Here is a 19,590-nt window from a genome sequence, read left to right on the forward strand (position 1 = left end):
CTGCGCCATATTTCATTAATAACGCTCGCGCACCCACACCGTCATTTCCCCTTCGCCGCGGTTGGCCCAGGCGTAATACGGGATGAACTTGACCGTCGCCGCCTGCTCCAACAGATGCGCCGACGAGCTGTACAACCCGCCGTCCCAGTCCGGCCCGGAGAGGCGGATCGCCTCCGCCTGCACGGTGACGAGGCTGCCAAGCAACCCGCCTTCACGTTCGGCGTGAAGCTCCGCCTCGCGCGGCAGTACCAGCTCATGCAGGTTTGCTCCATTGTCGGCCTGCTCCAGGCAATATACTAGCGGGCCGCGTTGCAATGCCACTTTACCGGCGTTCGCTCGCACAAGCGGATGGCTGTACATGCGTGTCACTGGCATGGCCAGGTTGAGCTCAACGACATCCCCCGCACACCATTGCCGCTGAAGCCGGATATAACCGTCCTGGAACAAACCTCCCTCTAGCGCCACGACCTCCCCATTCACTTTGAGGTTCGCTTCCGGGCACCAATCCGGCAATCGCAGCGCGAGCGTAAAGCGGCCTTCCGCTTCCGGCTCCACTTCGAAACACACCGTTCCGTCCCAAGGATAGTCCGTCGTTTGCGTCAGCTTCACCTTGCCGCTTGCGACTTGAAGTTCGGCTTCCCCGCCGATATAAAGATGAGCGTACACCGTGTCCTCCTGGACTGTATAAATGTATTCACCCAAGGAGGCCAGCAGCCGTGCGATGTTTGGCGGGCAGCAGGCGCAACCGAACCACTCCTGGCGGACCGGTTTGACATGGTCCACCTTATGATTCGCGCCTCCGCAAGCTTTCGGATCCACCTCCAGCGGATTCACATAGAAGAAATGCTTGCCGTCCCGGGCCATTCCGCCAACGACTGTATTGTACAAGGCCCGTTCCATGACGTCGGCATATCTCGATTCCGGCGTAATTCGCAGCATCCGCTGGGCGAAGAAGATCAGCCCAATAGAGGCGCAGGTCTCCGCATACACCGTGTCGTTCGGCAGATCGTAATCGAACGAGAACGCTTCGCCTTGCGGCATCGAGCCTACCCCGCCGGTAATGTACATCTGTTTGCCGACGATATTGTCCCACAGCTTGCGGCAGGCCGCCAGCAAGGTATCATCCCCCGTCAGCGCTGCCACGTCGGCCATCCCGGTTAACATGTAGAGCAGTCGAACGGCATGACCTATTGCCGTCTCTTGTTCCCGTACCGGTTGATGCGCCTGATGGTACGCGAGATCGACGTGCTCTCCGCTCCCAGCCCAGTGCGTTTTGCCACCCCGCCGCTTCAGCTCCTCCTCGAAAAAGAACGGCTGCTGCCCCCGCTGATCGAGGAAATATCGGCCTAACCGCAAATACCGCTCCTGTCCGGTCGCCTCGTACAGCTTCACGAGTGCCAGCTCGATTTCCTGATGGCCGTCGTAGCCGGCCAGCTTGCCGGGTTCGGTGCCAAACACGCTGTCGATGTAATCCGCAAACTTCGCGACCACGTCCAGCAGCTTTCTTTTTCCCGTGGCCTGGTAATAGGCGACCCCCGCTTCGATCAAATGTCCCGCGCAATACAGCTCATGGCATTCCGTCAGGTTCGTCCAGCGCTTGTCCGGCTCCTTCAGGATAAAATACGTATTCAAATACCCGTCTTCCCGCTGGGCCATGGCGATGGTATCGATCAACCCGTCGGCAATGGCTGCCAGCTCCGGGTTTGCATCCGCTTCCAATAAATAAGCCGCCGCTTCCAACCATTTGGCCAAGTCGCTGTCCTGGAATACCAGTCCGTAAAATTCACCTTGCTCCAAACCTGCAGCGATTTGAAAATTACGCACCGCGCCGCTGGGTTCCGCACCTTCCACCCGGTCGTTCAACGCCTCCCATTGATAGGGAACGACCACATCCTTAACCAATTCGATATAGTAACTCCAGAAATCGTCGCGGATCCGTACCTGATTCAGCGCAATCCGCTCGGAACGCGGCATTTGCCCGGCCATGTTCATCGCAAAGCGTCCTCCTCTTTTTTGAAAAATCATACTGACAAATCTCATTTTATCTCATATATTTAGATCAAAATACGAATGCCAGCAACCTCAAAGTTATAATATTTCACACTCAAAATGGAGGTGATGAGCTTGTCCAAACCAACGGAGCTGGTGCAGCTTACGGCCCCGCCTCTGCCCTATTTTCTTGAGTGCGGACATACCGTGTATCAGCCGGGAGACGAGCACCCCAATCGGCGGAATATCGGCATTTTCGATTGGATTGTGGTGGAATCCGGGACGTTATTCATCGGCGAAGCCGTTCAAGCTTGGAGCCTGGGGGCAGGTCAATCCCTGCTGTTGCTGCCCGATCGACATCATTATGCGGTGAAGCCGTGCGAGGAACCTACGTCTTTTTATTGGCTGCATTTCCACACGGTTTGCGCGTGGCAGCAGCTCCCGGCGGAGGAAGCGGACCACCGCTATCCCGATGCGGACGAGCATTACGGCCGCTTCCTGGCTTCGCCTTATTCCCTGCAGTTGCCGAAGGCGTGGGATCTCCCGTCTCCGGATCAAACGTTCCGTTTGTTCCGGCAATTACTGGACAGCCTGGGGGAACGCCAGTCCCGGGCGTTCTGGATACGACAGCAGCGGTTCGAGGAGCTGCTTCACGCGATGGACTTAAGGCAGCTGGAGTCACACGCCTCGCCGGTGGTTGTCGTTGCAGAAAAGGCCGAAGCCTACATTAAGAATAATTACCGCTCGGAGCTGAACAGCGGGCAAATGGCCGGCGCATTGCATTACCACTATAATTACATCACCCGCTGTATGAAGCAGGTATACGGCATGACCCCCAACGACTATTTGCTCCATTATCGGCTGGAACAGGCCAAGCTGCTGCTGCTTAAGACGGAATGGCCGATCGCCGACATCGCCGTCTACATCGGCTTCAACAGCACGCCGTATTTCTCGAACCGGTTTGCGCTCAAAAATGGCTGCTCGCCCCGCGCGTTCCGTAAGCAATATATAGTGACGGAGTGACTGGTGTGCGGTTGGTTTGCGGCCAGCCACTTCCAGCGTGGATCCCTTTTGCTGCTCCCCGCCTGTCGCTGCTGAAGTCCTTCCTGAAATGTTGCATTTCCTGCAATATTTAGTGACTACAGCGCCTCGCACCCGCAAATTGTTGCATTTCGTGCAGCATTTTCGGGCATTATCTCCTGCGGCGGGTGAAAATGTTGCACTTTATGCAATACTTTGGCCTAAGCGCCTAAACTCAAGAGGGAATGTTGCACAAAATGCAACATTTCTGCTCCTTTGCTGTTATTAGTTCTAGTGGTGTCAATCCGTTGCCACCACGGTGTTGATGGAGGCAAACGCCAGCGGACCAAAGCCTTCCGAGGCTTCACCTTGCGGCGAATTGAGCAGGAAAGCAAATCCTTGCCCATCTACGTTCTTGACGATGTATTCCTGGGTTACTCCGTCACCCTGGGCGAATAGAAACAGCTCGGCATCACGCATCGTTGCGTAAATTTGGTCGCCGGACAACTGCTCGACTTTGCCGATCTTGGACAAATCGCTTTTGGCCGCCTTCGCCAGCTCCTCAACATCGTAACCGGAAGGCAGCTTAGTGATCACGACATGATATGCCGAGTCATAGTTCATCATGAGTTTGTTGGTTTCAGCATCAAAAGAGAAGATGTCGAACATATAAAATGCGTAGCCCTCCCCCTTTGCCAAAGTGGCGGTTCGCGTCTCCTTCATCCCTTCCAGCTCGACCTCGAGCGTTTTCTCAGCCGGCAGCTCCAACGTCGATTTGGCGGGAGCCAGCTCCAGCTTCGTCAACACCAGCTGTTTCAGCGTAGCATCGCCTTCCACTGCCCGTTCCACGTATTCGATAGACACGGGCGTCCCTTGCTCCAGGTTTTGCGCCATCGCACCTAAGGTTTCATCCAATTGAAAAGCGGTTGGCGTCCCATCGAGCTCAATCTCCGCTGAATGGTTGTCAATCAACCCGACGAATGTGCCCTTCCCCTGCTTCGTTTCGCCTGCCGTGTTATCCGGCGTATCGTTCGAAGGATCCGTTTGGCCGCCATTGTTGCCTGGCGCCGGTTGATTCTCGTTCGTTTCACCCCCTGCATTTGGCCCCGCTTTAGAACCGTTCCCGGCGCAAGCTGTCAGCGACAGGGCCAGCAGAATGACACCTAACCAACCCGCAGTTTTCTTCCATCTATCCTTCTTTAAACTCATATTATGCAATATCAACACCCCCATACATACAGACGGCTATATCCTCTAAAAAGTTGCCATCGCAAGGTAATTTCTACAGATTCCACATCCCGGCAACGAGCGCACAAAAAAGGCGAGGCCTCCCCTAAGGTGCCCCGCCTCTTCCTACTCCTTATTCCAGCTTACTGTTCCCCAGCTTCTTCTCTCGTGCCCCGAGCCGCTAACAAGAACACAACGATTAACACGAAGGCGAGCAGCGCCATGAACGGGATCGTAATAAATCCGAACCAGCCTTGACCCAGGTAATCTACGTTGCACGGCACGCCTATTTTGCAGGGAAGAAGTTTGGCAAGTGCAGGGATCTTTTGCTCACTGTAGTGATAGATGGAGATTAATCCGCCGATGACGCTTAACGGAAGCACGTACGGGATGATCTGGCGGTCGTTCTTGTATGCCGCGATCCCCAGCAAAATGACCTGCGGGTACATAAATATCCGCTGAAACCAGCACAGCCGGCACGGCTCATAATGCAGCACTTCGCTTAAATACAGGCTGCCCGCCGTCGCGACCAGCGCGACCAACCAGGCGAGGTAGATGCCGTAGTCTCTCAGAAACCCCCGCACTCCCATCCCTCCCTTTATAAGGTAGTTGAAAAAGTCCTCTTTCGATCACGAAGCGGATTCGTAGAAGAACATTCGGCGGCGAATCTTGAATTCACCCGGGACAAGCGTATGCTTCCGATGTATGTTTCCTACGGAAACATTTCAGTTGCTCACGTACCCAATACGTACGCTCCGCTACTCAGCCCCTAGCTTCATTCAACCTTCGCTCATATTTACTCTGCGGACAATTCGTTGTCGAGTGTTTTCTTCAGCGCCTCGTAATCGCCAAGATTGCCGGCGTATTCCACGCCGTTGATGAAGAACGTCGGCGTGCTGCTTACGCCGAGCTTATCGCCGCGGGACAGGTGCGCTTCCACCTCGTCCTGGTACGTCGCCTCCGCAATATCCTTCTGCAGCAGGTCGTAATCGATCGGCAGCTCCAATTCCTTAGCCAGATTCACAAGGAATTCGGGCGAAGCCCAACCGCTGTTCTCCGCTCCCTGACGTTCAAAGATCGCATCAAAATAAGTCCAGAACGCTTCATTGCTTTGATGATATACCGATTGAGCAGCCAAAGCTGCCGTAAACGAATCAGAGCCGATAAACGGCAGATTCATGAAATAAAAGGCGACCTTGCCTTGATCTATATAATCCTTCACCAAATCCGGTTTAATTAGTTCATTCACATGTTTACATGACGGACATTGATAGTCCCCGAACTCCAGCACCTTCACCGGTGCGTCGGCTTGTCCCAGCACAGGAAGCGCGGCGTAATCAAATTCGGCCGCCTTGGGTTTCGGCTGAATGGTCAGCACAACGATAATCAGGGCGAGAAGCAGCCCCACCGTCGAGAACCAGATCAGGCGTCTTCTCTTCATTTGCTGTTGCTGCTTTTGTTGTTCGGCTTTGCGCTTGGCCAAAGCGTTTGTTGTCATTTTCGGCGGCATGCGACCCCTACTTTCCTAATAAAATGATAGATTCAAGATTGTTCTTATCCTGCAACCATTTTAGTTACATTAGCAGGATTCGTCAAGCCGGAGCGCCTGCATGAAAAAGGCCGCCCCAGACGCCCAAAGCGCCCGGAACAGCCTTCATCCCTGATCCATCCGGTGATCCTGTAAATTATTCCGCAGCCGCTCCGTCCGAGCCGACCGTGCCTGCTGGTTCCCCGTCTGCCGCAGCATCCTGGGCCAGATCTGTATCCGCCACCCTTGGAAGCACGATCGATGCCAGCAGCTCTTCCGGCTGAGCATGCATCGTCACCCCTGCCGGCATCTTGACGTCTCCGGCCATCAGCTTGTCCCCCGCATCCAGCGAAGTAATGTCTATGTCCAGGGATGCCGGCAGCACATCCGGTAAGCCCTCCACTTCCAGCTCCGTTGCCTGAATCTGCAGAACGCCGCCCACTTGAGTTCCGGCAGCCGTACCAGTATAGTGCAGCGGGATTTTTACACGGATCGGTTTATTTTTGGATACCTGCTGAAAATCGACGTGCAGGATCTTCCCTTGCTGCTGTTGAACTTCTTTAATTAGCGCCGGAATCGTTTGGCCCCCTTCCAGCTTCAGGTCAAAGAATTCCGATCTGCCCGTACGCACGACCTTCACAAGCTCCTTCACATCCACATGAACCGCGAGGTTCCCGGACTCCGCTCCATAAACAACCGCCGGAACGCGTCCATGTTGTCTCAGCTGGCGCAGCGTGGAACGGTGGAATTCCGTTCTTGGCGTGGCGTTCAGTTGAAACGTGTGATGGTTCGTACTCATCTTGCAACAACCTCCTTGAAATTGTGCCTGTTTTGGCGATTGGCGAAAGAACGCCATACCCGTATATTACCCATTTTTGCCGCCAACCTAATCAAAGAAACCTCATTTCGCGAAATGACTTTACATAGAGTTATAATTTTTACATAGATTTTACAAAACCATGCATTTCAAAACCTCGCAGCATAGTAAAATAGAAAGATACAGAGAAAGAAAAAATTAGCGGAGGTCTTACCTACATGGCGGATATGGTTGTGAAAAAACAAGGACCGCGATATTTGAACCGCGATCTCAGCTGGGTGGAATTTAACCGCCGCGTGCTGCAGGAAGCCAAGGATTCCGGCACGCCTTTGCTGGAGAGGGCCAAATTCCTGTCCATCGTCTCGAGTAATTTGGACGAGTTCATGAGCGTACGCGTCGCCGGCATCCAGGATCAAATCCGCGCCGGTTATACCAAGAAAGATTTCACCGGCTACACGCCGGCAGGATTATACCGAAGATTAATCCTCCGAATTTCGGCCATGATTGCCGAGCAATATCGGACTTACCGGGAGCTCTCAAGACAACTGTCCAAAGAGGGCATTCAGTTTCTCAAGTACGACGAACTGAACGGAGCGCAGCGCAAATCGATGGAGACCTATTATCACGACATTGTCTTCCCCGTACTGACGCCCATGGCGGTCGACCAGAGTCGTCCGTTTCCCCTCGTGCATACCGGGTTCGTCTACTTGGCTGTCGTGCTGGAACGGAACGTCGTATTGCAATCCGAAGAAGAAGAGAAGGAACCCTATTTCGCGATTGTGCAGATCCCATCAAACCTGTCCCGGATCATCCCGCTGCCGCATCATTCCAACAGCAAGAAACAGTCTTTTATCCTGATTGAGGAACTGATCCGTCATAATATACAAACATTGTTCAGCGGATATACGCCGCTTGCCGTCGATGAGTTCCGGCTGACGCGTAACGCCGACCTGGCTTTCGACGAAGAAGGCGCCGAGGATTTGCTGGAGGAGATAGAGAAAGAGCTGCGTAAGCGTCGCTGGGGAGCGCCGGTCCGCCTGGAGATTCAGAAGGGTATCCACCCTTACGCGCTTGAGGTGCTGAAGGATGAATTTGAAATTACCGATGCGGTCTTCGAGATCGAAGGCCCCCTTGATCTGGGTTTTCTCGGCCGTCTCCCGGGCGCGGTCAAGGGGTTTTCCCGGTTGCGATTCCCGCAAGTTGATCCGGTGTATCCGCGTGAATTCGATGAGAATGACGATTTTTTCGAGGTATTGAAGCAGAAGGATGTACTGGTGTATCACCCGTACGAGAGCTTCGACGCCGTGACCGATTTCATCGATCAGGCCGCGGAAGATCCGGCGGTCATGGCAATCAAGATGACGTTATACCGTGTCAGCGGCAACTCCCCGCTGATCCGAGCACTGGCGCAAGCTGCGGAATCCGGCAAACAGGTTACGGTCGTCGTTGAGCTGAAGGCCCGGTTTGACGAGGAGCGGAACATCGCTTGGGCACGAACACTGGAGAAAGCCGGATGCCACGTCGTTTACGGCCTGGTCGGACTAAAAACCCATGCCAAGATCCTCCTTGTCGTTCGCCAAGAAGGTCGTGACTTGAAGCGTTATGTCCATGTGGGCACCGGCAACTACAACGACATCACCGCCCGGCTCTACACCGATATCGGATTGTTTACGACCGATTCTGCAATCGGCGAGGATGCCTCCCAGTTGTTTAATCTCATTACGGGCTACTCCGAAGCCGAGCAATGGCAGGCGTTGACGGTTGCGCCAACCGTCATGAAGGACAAGCTGTTCGAGCTGATTCAGCGGGAAGCCGAGCATGCCGCCGCTGGCCGCCCAGCGCGGATTATCGCCAAGATGAACTCCTTATCCAACCAGGAGATGATCGACGAATTATACGATGCCTCCAATGCCGGGGTCCGCATCGATCTGATCGTGCGCGGCGTATGCTGCCTGCGCCCCGGCGTCGAGGGCTTAAGCGAACGGATCACGGTGCGCAGCATCGTCGACCGCTTCCTGGAGCATTCCCGTATCTATTATTTTGAAAATGACGGGAATCCCGAGGTCTGGTTGTCCAGTGCCGACTGGATGACGCGGAACCTCACGCGCCGCCTGGAGCTGATGTGTCCCGTCATCAAGCCGCAAACCCGGGAGACGCTGGTGCGGATCCTCTTGCTGTCGCTAGCCGATAATGTGAAAGCGAAACGGCTGGTGCCAAGCGGAAAATATGAGCCGATCCACAGTGGTTCCCAAGCGGATTCTTGCCGGAGCCAATTCGCCGCCCGAGAGATCAGCGCGTGGAAGATGCACGAATCTCCCACTCTAATCTAAGGTCCCACGCTTTCTTGAAGCTCTTGGCCGCAGCTTCGAGCTGCCTGATCTCCAGGTAAGCTTGGCTGCGGCACGTCAGCTTCAGCAACAGCGCTTCCTTTTCCCAAACCACCCCCACCGTTTCTACAATTTGCGTCTCACTGGCGTCGAGGGCGATCGCCACCTCCAACAAAGCTCCGAGTTTCTGAATCAACTCGTCATCCTTTTCCAGCAGCAGATCTCCGAACTCCTCCAGACCGGATTTCTTCCCGTGATTCGCTGGATAATCCGCAATAAGGCTGCACAGTACGGCTTCCCGATGTGTCAAGGCTCCGAGCGGAGCTTGCAATAGCCAATACAACGTATGCTTATCGTATTGGTGGTAACGGAGCGTTCCGCCAATTTTGTACAACATGGCCGCCGTTTGAATCAGCTTCTCCTGGTTCTTGTCGATAATCTCCTTCGCCAGTAATCGATACAGCTGCTCCGCGTTCCGACGCACCTGGCGGTAATGAGCAAGGGGGGACAGCGCATGGAACGTCAGCAGTGTTTCGGCTTGCCGTTCCAGCACATCTTGAGCAGTCGGCACATCTAGGCCCAGCGTATCCTGCAGCAGCCCTTCACGCAGCCCGGAGCCGCTGACCAGGCAATATGCCGCCCCAATGCGATCAAAAACCGCCTTGAGGAGAAGGGTCCCCGGGACAATGATGTCCGCCCGTGACTTGGACAACCCGTCGATTCGTTTGCGTTTATCCAGCGTTAACTCGGGCAGGGTCTCGGCATAATACCGGAGACCGTCCGGTTCCAATCGATAATGATGAGCCAAGCGGAGCGAGTACTTACGGCGCCGTTGATCCAGCTTGCCGAGCGTCCGAATAGTCCCTCCCAGCCCGATAAGCGGTAATCCAGGATGAGCCCCAATCCAGGGCGAACCGTCCAACAATCTTTCAACTTCCGCTTGAAGGCGAGCGATCCGATCGGAGGGCCAAGGCTCCTCCGTCACCCCAAATTTCAGTTGGGCGTTCACTGCGCCGATCGGCAAAGAGACGCTCTCCACCAGCCTCCGGCCGCGAAACAAAGTGATTTCCGTACTCCCGCCCCCGATATCAATAATGAATCCGTCCTCGGTCGCCATCCCTCCGGCCACAGCGATAAACCCGAAATAAGCTTCCTGTTCGCCGGATAGGATTTCGACGGGCAGACCGGTTTCTTGCTCCAGCAGCTTGCCGATTTCCTGCGCATTCGCTGCATTCCGGATGGCCGCTGTTGCCGCCACCCGAATGGCGTGGCAGCCATATGCGCTGCACACCTCATGAAATTGGCGCAGGATCGGAACAATCGAATGGATTTCCTTGGCTTCCATAACTCCAATGGCATTCATTTTTTCACTTAATCGAGCCGATTCCTTCAATTCGTTAATCAAACGGTAATACCCTTGCGGGGCCGTTTCATAAATGGCCAAACGAATGGAGTTTGAACCGATGTCGATGATCCCAACGTTCTCATGGTTATTTGGCATACGAACTCTAGCTCCTGTAATGTAGTTGTTTGTTTGTTCAAGTTGACCTTACAGTTTTACCTCACTTTATCCCAAAATCGACCAAAAATAAACCTTGCACGTAAAAAAAGCCGGCGCCTTGAGGGCGCCAGCCTATGAAGAAACCCATAATTATAGTTGGAAAAGATCTCGATCCTTACTCGCCGATGGCGCGAACCAGTTCGACGACCTGTGCGGCGGTTTGCATTTGCAGCGCCTTAGCAGCCAGTTGTTCCATTTCCACTTTAGACAACTTGGAAATTTGCGACCGAGCCGGCAGAATTGAAGTTGCGCTCATGCTAAATTCATCCAGTCCCAATCCCAGCAACAACGGAATCGCTGTCGCATCGCCGGCCATCTCGCCGCACATTCCGGCCCATTTGCCTTCTTTGTGGGCGGCATCAATCACCATTTTGACCAGCCGTAAAATAGCGGGATTATAAGGTTGGTACAAATAAGAAACGCGTTCGTTCATGCGATCGGCTGCCATCGTATATTGAATAAGATCATTGGTTCCAATACTGAAGAAGTCTACTTCTTTGGCGAACTGATCGGCCAGGACAGCTGTCGAAGGAATCTCGACCATGATGCCAAGCTGGATCTCGTCGGAGACCTGAACACCTTCGGCTTTCAGCTTCTCCTTCTCCTCCAGGAGCAGCGCCTTCGCTGAGCGGAACTCATCCAGCGTGGCAATCATGGGGAACATGATCCGAAGCGTGCCGTAGACGCTCGCCCTAAGTAGGGCGCGCAGTTGCGTACGGAACAGGTCCTTCTGCTCCAGACATAGACGGATGGCGCGGAAGCCCAGGAACGGGTTCATTTCCTTCGGCAGATTGAGATAAGGCAACTCCTTGTCTCCGCCGATATCCAGTGTCCGCACGACAACCGGCTTGCCTTCCATCTTTTCCAGCACCGTCTTGTAGGCGTTAAATTGAACATCCTCCGAAGGCAACTCGGTACGACCCATGTACAGGAACTCCGTCCGATACAAGCCGACCCCTTCTCCGCCATTCTCCATTACGCCAACTACATCGTTAGGTGTGCCGATGTTGGCTGCCAACTCAACGTGAACGCCGTCTTTCGAAGTCGTCTGCACCCCGCGCAGCTTCTTCCACTCTTCGATTTGTTCCAGATGTCGATCGCGTTTCGCCTTGTATTCGTTCAAGACATCCTCGGTTGGATTAATGATGACGTTGCCGTCCAATCCGTCGACGATCACAAGGTCGCCTCCGTTTACCTTATCCAGCACCTCTTTGGTGCCGACAACCGCAGGGATTTCCAGCGATCGGGCCATAATCGCCGAATGCGACGTACGACCGCCGATATTCGTCGTAAAGCCCTTAACGTAATTGCGATTAAGCTGCGCCGTATCCGACGGCGTCAAATCTTCCGCAATCACGATGACCTCCTCGCTGATGTCTGCCGGATTAACGTAAGTCAAGCCGAGCAAATGTGTGAGCACACGCTTGGTTACATCCCGCATATCCGCTGCGCGTTCCTTAAGGTAGGCGCTTTTCATATTTTCAAACATGGCAATAAATTCATTGGCTGTTTCATTTAACGCAAATGCTGCGGTGACTTTATCAGATGCAATCTTGTCGCGAACCGGGGTTAGCAGCTCGGGATCGTTTAGAATCAATAAATGGGATTCGAAAATCTCCGCTTTCTTCTCGCCAAGCTCTTGATGCGTGCGCTCTTTAATCGCCTCAAGCTCCTGCTGAGATTTGGCCAAAGCATCGTCCAGATGTGCCAGTTCTGCTGCGGAATCGGATGCATCCCGCTGATGGATCGTATAATCAGGATGCTCCAATCTGAAGGCTTTGGCGATGGCCACACCGGCCGAAGCGGCAATGCCAACAATCTTAAGCATTCACTTCCCCCAGCCCTTCATTAACCATGACTTCGGTGAGCGCTTGAAGTGCTTCTGCAGCCTCTTCCCCTTCAACGATCAGTTTCAGAGAATCGCCTTGTTCTAACCCCAGGGACAATACGCCAAGAATCGATTTCAACGTTACTTTCTTGCCGCCCGCTTCAGCGAAGGATTCAGCTCCTTTGAATTTGTTTGCAGTATTGACCAGAGCCGTTGCCGGGCGTGCATGAATTCCGTCTTCATCCGTAATTTTGAACATTTTTTCCATGATTGATCCTCTCGCTTTCCGATTTATAATTTTTTGAAAAAATTGATATAAGATACGCTCCCTATCACATTGTAAGGGATCGTGATAACCAAAGCCAAATGCCCCGCCGCCGACTCAGCGGCGGGGTACCCCTTGAATTACTTGATCGTAACGATATCGGCTTCGCCTTTCGGCAGCTTGCCGGTCTTATGCAACTTCACGGACGCGCCTTCTGGCAGGTTCGAGAAGACGATCGGTGAAATAATCGAAGGAGCATGCTCCTTCACATATTCGAGGTCCACTTCCAGAATCGGTTGTCCAGCAGCGACCAGATCGCCTTCTTTGACCAGAACATTAAAGCCTTGGCCTTTCAGCTTCACCGTATTGACGCCGATATGCACAAGAACTTCCTTGCCTCCATCCGACATAATACCGATGGCATGCTTACTCGGGAAGACGTTAAATACTTTACCGTACACCGGAGAGCAAATGACACCGTCATGAGGCAAAATCGCGAAGCCGTCGCCGGTCATTCTTTCCGAGAACACCGGATCGGGAACATTGGAGATATCCATCAATTCGCCGTTCACCGGCATCACGATATCTTCGTTGATGATCGCATCGCCGTCTTGGGCAGCTTGCTGCTCAACTTCGGCAGGTTTAACCTCCTCCGTCTTGACCGCCACCCGCGGCGTCTTGCCGCTCATAATGTCAGCGATTTGCGATTTGATCGTATCGGAACGGGTTCCGAAGATCGCCTGAACGTTGTTGCCGACCTCCAGAACGCCAGAGGCGCCCAGCTTCTTGAGCCGATCCTTGCTGACATTGCCTTTGTCCTTAACTTCAACCCGAAGGCGGGTGATGCAAGCATCCAGATGAACAATGTTCTCTTGTCCGCCCAAGGCTGACAAAATATTCTGCGGCAGTTCATCCTGCTTAACTGGGCCTCCCGCTTTCGCTTCATCCCCTTCAGTCTCTGGATCTTCGCGGCCTGGCGTCTTCAGGTTGAACTTACGGATAACGTAGCGGAAGCCGAAGTAGTAAATCACGGCCAGAATCAGACCGACGATGATGACGTTCCACCAAGGCGTCCGGTTTGGAATCACCCCGAAGATCAGATAGTCGATCAAACCGCCGGAGAAGGTCATCCCAATTTTCGTCCCAAGGATATGCATCGTCATGAAAGACAAACCGGCAAAAATCGTATGCACTGCAAACAATACCGGTGCGACGAACAAGAACGAGAATTCCAGAGGTTCCGTAATCCCCGTTAAGAAGGAGGTCAAGGCCGCCGAACCCATAATGCCCGCCACATATTTCTTGTGTTCAGGCCGAGCTTCGTGATAAATGGCCAGCGCTGCGGCAGGCAAACCAAACATCATGAATGGGAACTTACCGGTCATAAAGGTACCCGCCGTAAACGGCACGCCGTCACGCAGTTGAGCCATGAAGATCGATTGGTCCCCGCGAACGAGTTGACCTGCGTTATTGATGTATTCGCCAAATTCGAACCAGAACGGCGAGTAGAAGATATGGTGCAAACCAAACGGAATCAATGCCCGTTCGACCACCCCGAAAATAAACGCGGACAACGTCCGGTTCTGCTCCAACATGAAGTGGGAAGCAGAGTTGAGGCCTCCCTGGATCGGCGGCCAGATGACGACCATCAGCAAGCCGAGAAGAAGCGAAGTCGCAGCCGTCATAATCGGCACAAATCGCTTCCCGGCGAAAAAGCCGAGATACGACGGGAGCTCGATCCGGAAGAACCGGTTATACATGGCGGCGGCCAGGATCCCGACGATAATCCCGCCGAACACCCCGGTTGCGAGCGTCGGGATACCGAGTACGCTCGCATAGGCCGGATCGGTTCCGATCATCGCAGGCGTTACCCCGATGACCGTGCCCATAGTCACGTTCATGACGAGATAACCGATGATGGCGGCCAGACCCGCCACACCTTCCCCGCCGGCCAATCCAACTGCAACGCCTACGGCAAACAGCAAGGCCAGGTTCGAGAAGACGATTTGGCCTGCGTTCATCATGACGGTAGCTACGGCATGAACGCCGTGATTATCTAGGGCAGGCACCAGATCCAGAAACTCGGGGCTGACCAGCATATTGCCGATCCCAAGCAGCAAGCCTGCCGCCGGGAGAAGAGCCACCGGTAACATCAGCGCTTTACCTACCCGCTGCAAAACACCAAACAAACGTTTAAACATAAACACCCTCCTGTTATGACATCGTGTAACAAATTAAAACAGGCATGAGCCAATATAGGTTCTTTGTTCTGCGTCGGTATCGCTTACGGATATAATACCCCGTAATCGCCCAATACAATCCAAAATAACCTTATCAACTCATGCCTGATCGAATCAGTCACACATTGTGATTTATGAAGTTGTTGCCAATGCACTTAGGAATTATAGCAGGACTTTCTAGTTCGTGCAAGCAAGCTACTGAAGATTCGCCGGAGCTACCCGGTGCAAATGCATCGTCAAATAACTGACCTCTGCCTGGTATACTGGCATTTTGAGCCGTTGCTCCATCACTTTGGTCAATTTGTAAGCAAGCGAATACAAGGTTGGATACTCCTGCTTCAGCAGCATTTCCAGCTTGTCAACTTCGCTGACCTGCTCGCCGCGTCGAATCCGTTCGATCGCAAACCGCAAATGGGTCAGCAAACGGGAATAATCCAGCGAGTTGCGGTGGATCGTAAAGCGAAGCTCCGTCTCGATGATGCCCACCATGTCAGCGATTAACTGAGCATGTCCCCGGACCTCGCTGATATGTCGGTTGGTCATGGCGCTGTTAATGTGAAGCGCCACGAAGCCGATTTCATCCTCGCCGAGATCGACCCCAAGCCGCTCCTTGATGAGTCGGATTGCGTATTCCGCCAGTTCGAATTCCACCGGATAGATTTCCTTCGTCTCGAACAAAAACGGATTATGAAAAGCGATGTCCTGTTCCGCCCGCTTAATCGCGAATGCCAAGTGATCGGTCAACGCGATATGGATATGCTCGTTCAGCTCGGTTTGCGTCTTCTGGGAAATATACAGGATTATTTCGCCGATAATTTCGATCAACTGTTCATCCACCTGGGGTACGAGCTGCTTGTATTGCTCTTGCTCCTGCTGATTCGTGAGGATAAACATTTTCTCAACGGCTTCAAGCAGGATCGAGTCCCCCGTTTTCCGGTTAAATCCGATGCCTTTGCCGATCACTACGACCTCGCCACGCTCCGGGTGATTTGCGATGATGACATTGTTATTCAACACTTTAGAAACGCGCAGGCTGTTCACAACTAAGCACCTCTTTTTCCTATTCTCCGAAAACGGTTAAGCTCATTATAATTGATTTTCCGGGCCGCGTCAGCCAATTCCCAGGCATTTCAAAGGCGTCCTCGCCCAATGATCCGAGCGGGACGCCGATTCGCGATTGATCCTCTGACAAATTACACGGATTGCTGACGGTTGTCAAGCCGGACAAAAGGCTTACTTCCGGTCTTGCTCCGTTTCCTTCGAGGCGGCCGTCTCCAGTGCGACAGGCTCCGGTGCCTTCACTGAAGCTGTGGACTTCACAGCAGTCACCTCGGCCGCCGGTGAGGCGGCGACAATTTTACCTTTGGTCAAGCCTTGGATTAACCGATCGAGTTCGATCCCCGAGACGCTCTTCAGCATATCAGGCGCAGTAGCCATGAGCTCGGTGACATAATTGCTGACGCGGGCAGCCCCCTCGCCTTTGCCGGTATCCACGACGGTTAGCTTGTCGATCGAGGACAACGGAGCCGCGATTTTGCCAGCAAGCTCCGGCAGCATCTTCGTCACGATGTCGAGGATCGCGGCCTCGCCGAATTTCTGGAACGCTTCGGCCAGCTTCTCCTTCGCTTCGGCCTCGGCCAAACCGCGGAGACGGATGATTTCGGCATCCGCTGTCCCTTTGGCCCGTTCGGCATCCGCGATCGCCAAACCCTCTAAGCGCTTCTGTTCGGCGGAAGCTTTGGCTTGCGTCTCGATCGAATATTGCAGCGCGTCGGCTTCTCGCATTTTCCGCGCCTTTTCGGCTTCGGCAGCCTGTTCGACCGCATAACGGTCCGCATCGGCTTTCTTCTTCACCTCAGCGTCATATTGCTTCTGGCGAACGGTGATCTCCTTATCCTGCAAGTCGATTTCCCGTTCCTTGCGTACCAGCTCAACTTTCATTTGCTCTTCCACCATCGTCTGCTTGGCCCGAGCTTCCTGAATATGGTAAGCCTGGTCGGCTTCGGCCTTGGCGGTGTCTTGCTCTTTCTTAAATTCAGCCACCTTCAGCTCTTTGTCCTTCTCCGCACCGGCGATGTTCGTATCACGGACCAATTCGGCTTTCTGTCCAGCTTCTTCGGCTAACGCTTTTTGAATCCGGGCATCCCGCAGGGCTTCCGCCTCAGCGATATCGGCGTCCCGCTTGACCGCAGCGATCCGCGGTTTACCGAGTGCCTCCAGGTATCCGTGTTTATCCCTTACGTCCTTGATCGTGAACGAGACGATCTGCAGCCCCATTTTCTTCAGGTCGCGAGCCGCCACGCCTTGCACTTCCTGGGCGAACTTATCGCGGTTCCGGTACACTTCCTCGACGGTCATCGAGCCAAGAATCGAACGCAAATGGCCTTCGAGCACTTCCTGAGCCTCGCCTTTGAGCGATTCGATCGGTTTGCCCATAAACTGCTCGGCCGCCGTCGCAACGTCCTCAATCGAGCTGCCTACCTTGATGATAGCCACCCCGTCTGCAGAAACCGGTACGCCTTGCTCGGTATAGACCTCCGGGGTCATGACGTCCAGCTTATGGGAGAGCAGTGACATGAACTCGGCTTTCTGAAAAATCGGCCAGATAAACGCCCCGCCACCGCGCACAATTTTTATTTTACGGCCGGATTGGTCGTCGGATATGTTCTTGCCCCCTAGAAAAGAACCCGTAACGATCATCGCTTCGTCAGGACTTACCGTTTTGTACCTCGCCCAAAACGCCAGCCCAAGCACGATAATGACTGCGATCACGATGACGGGGATAAGCAGGAAATCCGGAATACTTTCGAACAATGACAACAGCTCCCTCTTCTTGTAATGGTGTTACATCGGGTGGGGATATAGCTCGGAAACTTGGACGGTCCCCTCCTTCGTCGTCTCAATGACAACAACGACGGTTCCGGCGGAAATCTCCTTCCGGTCCCAGCTAGACGCGATATGAAGGGTGTTGCCGCCAACCAGCTTCACCATCACTTCGCCATACCCTTGTGCCGGGATGGGTACGGTCACTTCGCCGACCTTGCCGGGTAGTTCTGATTCGGAAAATCCCGTGGAATTTTCGCTGTTTTCCATCGGCCGAACATAAGCGAAGTACACGACGGCAGATAACAAAACAGCGGCCACAATGGCCAGGATCACCACGCCGGCCGATCCGAGTCCGGTGTATCGGTCCAGCAAGATGCCGGCACCGCCGAACGACGTAATTGCCGAAGCCGTGATAATCGGCTTGAGAAAATCCACGGACAGGAAATCGAACACGCCGTCCAGCCAGCTTCCGAGCAAGTCGCCAAGCAATGCGCTGATAACGGCAAACAAGGCACCGCCGACGAAACAACCCCAAAACAGCGCTTCCATCCCGTTCCTCCCTCTACCCAAAATATTGCTGTACTCTACAAATACATACGTAAAATGGAGAAATATGTTTCGAAAAAGAAAAACCGGCTCGCAGCGGGATGCCGCGAAACCGGTGATGAGAGGCACTTACAGGGACATGCGATATATTTCAAGCACGTCTTGTTTATCCAGCACAGCAAAATTACCGAACGAGCCGAAGCGAACCGCCTTCTCGGCCATGACTTCTAGCTGGCTGTCGTCAATACCGTAATCGGCCAGACGGCTTGGAGCGCCGATTGAATTCCAGAACGACCGCAACGCTTCAATCCCCTCGAGCGCGACCGCCTCGTCGCTCTTACCCGCAGGATTCACGTTGAAGACGTTGATCGCCAGACGCTTGAAGCGAGCGATATCCTGCTTCATGTTGTATTTCATCCAGTTCGGGAACAGGATAGCCAGGCCCCCGCCATGTGGAATATCGTAAACCGCCGATACGGCATGCTCGATATTGTGGGTCGCCCAGTCTCCGGACAAGCCCATATTCAGCACGCCATTAAGCGCCATCGTACCGCAGAGCAGAATCGTTTCCCGAAGGTCGTAGTTCTCCAAATCCGCAGCCAGCTTCGGCGCAGTTTCGATCACTGTCCGAAGCAAAGCTTCGCAGAACTCGTCCTGCAGCGGGGTGTTCGGTGTCGGATGGAAATAATGCTCAAATACATGGGACATAATGTCGACCATTCCGTAAACGGTCTGCTCCTTCGGTAAGGATGCCGTGAACTGCGGATCAAGGATGGAGAACGCCGGGTAAGCCAGCTTGCTGCCCCAACCGAGCTTCTCCTTCGTCGCTTCGTTGGAAATGACGGAATTGCCGTTCATTTCCGAGCCGGTTGCGGCCATCGTCAGCACGGTTCCAAGCGGCAGGGCTGCTTTCGGCACGGCCTTCCGCTCCGCGAAATCCCACATATCTCCGTCGTATTTAGCGCCGACAGCAATCGCCTTCGAGCAGTCCAACACGCTGCCGCCGCCGACCGCGAGGACCAGCTCGATACCGTTCGACTTGCACAGCTCAACCCCGCGATGTACCGTAGACAGACGCGGGTTCGGCTCGACGCCCGCCAGCTCCGTTACCTCAGCGCCGATTTCCCGCAGAATAGCTGTCACTTGATCGTACAGTCCGCTGCGTTTGATGCTGCCACCGCCGTAAACTAACAGCACTTTTCTTCCATAGTCCGGAACCTCGGTACGCAGCGACTCCAGCTGACCTTTACCGAAGATCAGCTTCGTCGGGTTATGAAATACGAAATTGTCCATGCCAAAATCCTCCTATATTCAGTTATGTAAATGGGGTTCATGCTACCTTAGCCTCTTCGTACTCCCAAACTATTATACTTCTAACTGTAATGGAATAACAAACAGAAACGAGGCCGCTCCAAA

15 protein-coding genes are annotated in these 19,590 nt (G+C 53.8%); 2 read left to right on the plus strand and 13 right to left on the minus strand.

Translation table 11 applies throughout. The features are described 5' to 3' along the window. Positions 1-15: 15 nt before the first annotated feature. Positions 16-1,992, minus strand: coding sequence for a glycoside hydrolase family 127 protein (locus tag M0651_RS15260; protein WP_248552608.1), 1,977 nt, complete (start codon positions 1,990-1,992; stop codon positions 16-18). Positions 1,993-2,124: 132 nt separating this feature from the next. On the opposite strand from M0651_RS15260, the gene M0651_RS15265 reads away from it, so the two are divergent. Further along, positions 2,125-3,012: an AraC family transcriptional regulator gene (locus M0651_RS15265; protein WP_248552609.1), complete on the plus strand. Its 888-nt coding sequence runs from the start codon at positions 2,125-2,127 to the stop codon at positions 3,010-3,012. A 297-nt stretch (positions 3,013-3,309) separates the two neighbouring features. Here the strand turns inward: M0651_RS15265 and M0651_RS15270 are convergent, their stop codons facing one another. From M0651_RS15270 to M0651_RS15285, 4 genes are all read right to left on the minus strand, one after another. Next, entirely contained in the window at positions 3,310-4,218 is a 909-nt protein-coding gene (locus M0651_RS15270; RefSeq protein ID WP_504928349.1) for a DUF8580 domain-containing lipoprotein, read from the minus strand. 161 nt (positions 4,219-4,379) lie between these two features. Beyond that, the gene (locus M0651_RS15275) at positions 4,380-4,826 is read right to left on the minus strand and encodes a disulfide oxidoreductase (RefSeq protein ID WP_248552611.1); all 447 of its coding nucleotides are present in this window, start codon (positions 4,824-4,826) and stop codon (positions 4,380-4,382) included. 206 nt (positions 4,827-5,032) lie between these two features. Beyond that, complete coding sequence (locus tag M0651_RS15280) at positions 5,033-5,746, minus strand: DsbA family protein (protein WP_248552612.1); 714 nt, start codon at positions 5,744-5,746, stop codon at positions 5,033-5,035. Between the two features lie 175 nt (positions 5,747-5,921). Then, positions 5,922-6,563: a 50S ribosomal protein L25 gene (locus M0651_RS15285; RefSeq protein ID WP_248552613.1), complete on the minus strand. Its 642-nt coding sequence runs from the start codon at positions 6,561-6,563 to the stop codon at positions 5,922-5,924. 236 nt (positions 6,564-6,799) lie between these two features. Here M0651_RS15285 and ppk1 point away from each other — a divergent pair, with 236 nt between their 5' ends. Next, on the plus strand, positions 6,800-8,911 hold the full coding sequence (gene ppk1 / locus M0651_RS15290) for a polyphosphate kinase 1 (protein ID WP_248552614.1): 2,112 nt from the start codon (positions 6,800-6,802) through the stop codon (positions 8,909-8,911). Here ppk1 and M0651_RS15295 read toward each other — a convergent pair. The 8 genes from M0651_RS15295 to M0651_RS15330 all read right to left on the minus strand — a co-directional run bounded on the left by M0651_RS15295 (position 8,871) and on the right by M0651_RS15330 (position 19,467). Then, positions 8,871-10,409, minus strand: coding sequence for a Ppx/GppA phosphatase family protein (locus tag M0651_RS15295; RefSeq protein WP_248552615.1), 1,539 nt, complete (start codon positions 10,407-10,409; stop codon positions 8,871-8,873). The genes ppk1 and M0651_RS15295 overlap by 41 nt on opposite strands. 175 nt (positions 10,410-10,584) lie before the next feature. Continuing rightward, positions 10,585-12,297 (minus strand): phosphoenolpyruvate--protein phosphotransferase, encoded by a 1,713-nt coding sequence (gene ptsP, locus M0651_RS15300; RefSeq protein WP_248552616.1) that lies wholly within the window; start codon positions 12,295-12,297, stop codon positions 10,585-10,587. Continuing rightward, positions 12,290-12,565: an HPr family phosphocarrier protein gene (locus M0651_RS15305; protein WP_155605791.1), complete on the minus strand. Its 276-nt coding sequence runs from the start codon at positions 12,563-12,565 to the stop codon at positions 12,290-12,292. Before M0651_RS15305 ends, ptsP begins: the two co-directional genes overlap by 8 nt. A gap of 137 nt (positions 12,566-12,702) precedes the next feature. Next, a complete protein-coding gene (gene ptsG, locus M0651_RS15310; RefSeq protein WP_248552617.1) occupies positions 12,703-14,763 on the minus strand; it encodes a glucose-specific PTS transporter subunit IIBC in 2,061 nt (686 codons plus the stop codon). A 234-nt stretch (positions 14,764-14,997) separates the two neighbouring features. Continuing rightward, the gene (gene glcT / locus M0651_RS15315; RefSeq protein WP_248552618.1) at positions 14,998-15,843 is read right to left on the minus strand and encodes a glucose PTS transporter transcription antiterminator GlcT; all 846 of its coding nucleotides are present in this window, start codon (positions 15,841-15,843) and stop codon (positions 14,998-15,000) included. A 192-nt stretch (positions 15,844-16,035) separates the two neighbouring features. After that, complete coding sequence (gene floT, locus M0651_RS15320; protein ID WP_248552653.1) at positions 16,036-17,616, minus strand: flotillin lipid rafts scaffold protein FloT; 1,581 nt, start codon at positions 17,614-17,616, stop codon at positions 16,036-16,038. A 30-nt stretch (positions 17,617-17,646) separates the two neighbouring features. After that, positions 17,647-18,177 carry an NfeD family membrane protein gene (locus M0651_RS15325; protein WP_248552619.1) on the minus strand — a complete coding sequence of 177 codons (531 nt, stop codon included), beginning with the start codon at positions 18,175-18,177 and terminating at the stop codon, positions 17,647-17,649. Positions 18,178-18,303: 126 nt separating this feature from the next. After that, positions 18,304-19,467 carry an iron-containing alcohol dehydrogenase gene (locus tag M0651_RS15330; protein ID WP_248552620.1) on the minus strand — a complete coding sequence of 388 codons (1,164 nt, stop codon included), beginning with the start codon at positions 19,465-19,467 and terminating at the stop codon, positions 18,304-18,306. Between the last annotated feature and the right edge of the window lie 123 nt (positions 19,468-19,590).

The organism is Paenibacillus mellifer (genome assembly GCF_023195895.1).
Taxonomy (GTDB): domain Bacteria; phylum Bacillota; class Bacilli; order Paenibacillales; family Paenibacillaceae; genus Fontibacillus; species Fontibacillus mellifer.

What these genes read in the sequence shown, in the direction of transcription:
- M0651_RS15325 (WP_248552619.1), bottom strand. Translation starts at nt 18,177, where the DNA reads ATGGAAGCGCTGTTTTGGGGTTGTTTCGTCGGCGGTGCCTTGTTTGCC.
- M0651_RS15280 (WP_248552612.1), bottom strand. Translation starts at nt 5,746, where the DNA reads ATGCCGCCGAAAATGACAACAAACGCTTTGGCCAAGCGCAAAGCCGAA.
- M0651_RS15305 (WP_155605791.1), bottom strand. Translation starts at nt 12,565, where the DNA reads ATGGAAAAAATGTTCAAAATTACGGATGAAGACGGAATTCATGCACGC.
- ptsG (WP_248552617.1), bottom strand. Translation starts at nt 14,763, where the DNA reads ATGTTTAAACGTTTGTTTGGTGTTTTGCAGCGGGTAGGTAAAGCGCTG.
- ppk1 (WP_248552614.1), top strand. Translation starts at nt 6,800, where the DNA reads ATGGCGGATATGGTTGTGAAAAAACAAGGACCGCGATATTTGAACCGC.
- M0651_RS15330 (WP_248552620.1), bottom strand. Translation starts at nt 19,467, where the DNA reads ATGGACAATTTCGTATTTCATAACCCGACGAAGCTGATCTTCGGTAAA.
- M0651_RS15285 (WP_248552613.1), bottom strand. Translation starts at nt 6,563, where the DNA reads ATGAGTACGAACCATCACACGTTTCAACTGAACGCCACGCCAAGAACG.
- M0651_RS15270 (WP_504928349.1), bottom strand. Translation starts at nt 4,218, where the DNA reads ATGAGTTTAAAGAAGGATAGATGGAAGAAAACTGCGGGTTGGTTAGGT.
- ptsP (WP_248552616.1), bottom strand. Translation starts at nt 12,297, where the DNA reads ATGCTTAAGATTGTTGGCATTGCCGCTTCGGCCGGTGTGGCCATCGCC.
- M0651_RS15260 (WP_248552608.1), bottom strand. Translation starts at nt 1,992, where the DNA reads ATGAACATGGCCGGGCAAATGCCGCGTTCCGAGCGGATTGCGCTGAAT.
- M0651_RS15295 (WP_248552615.1), bottom strand. Translation starts at nt 10,409, where the DNA reads ATGCCAAATAACCATGAGAACGTTGGGATCATCGACATCGGTTCAAAC.
- M0651_RS15275 (WP_248552611.1), bottom strand. Translation starts at nt 4,826, where the DNA reads ATGGGAGTGCGGGGGTTTCTGAGAGACTACGGCATCTACCTCGCCTGG.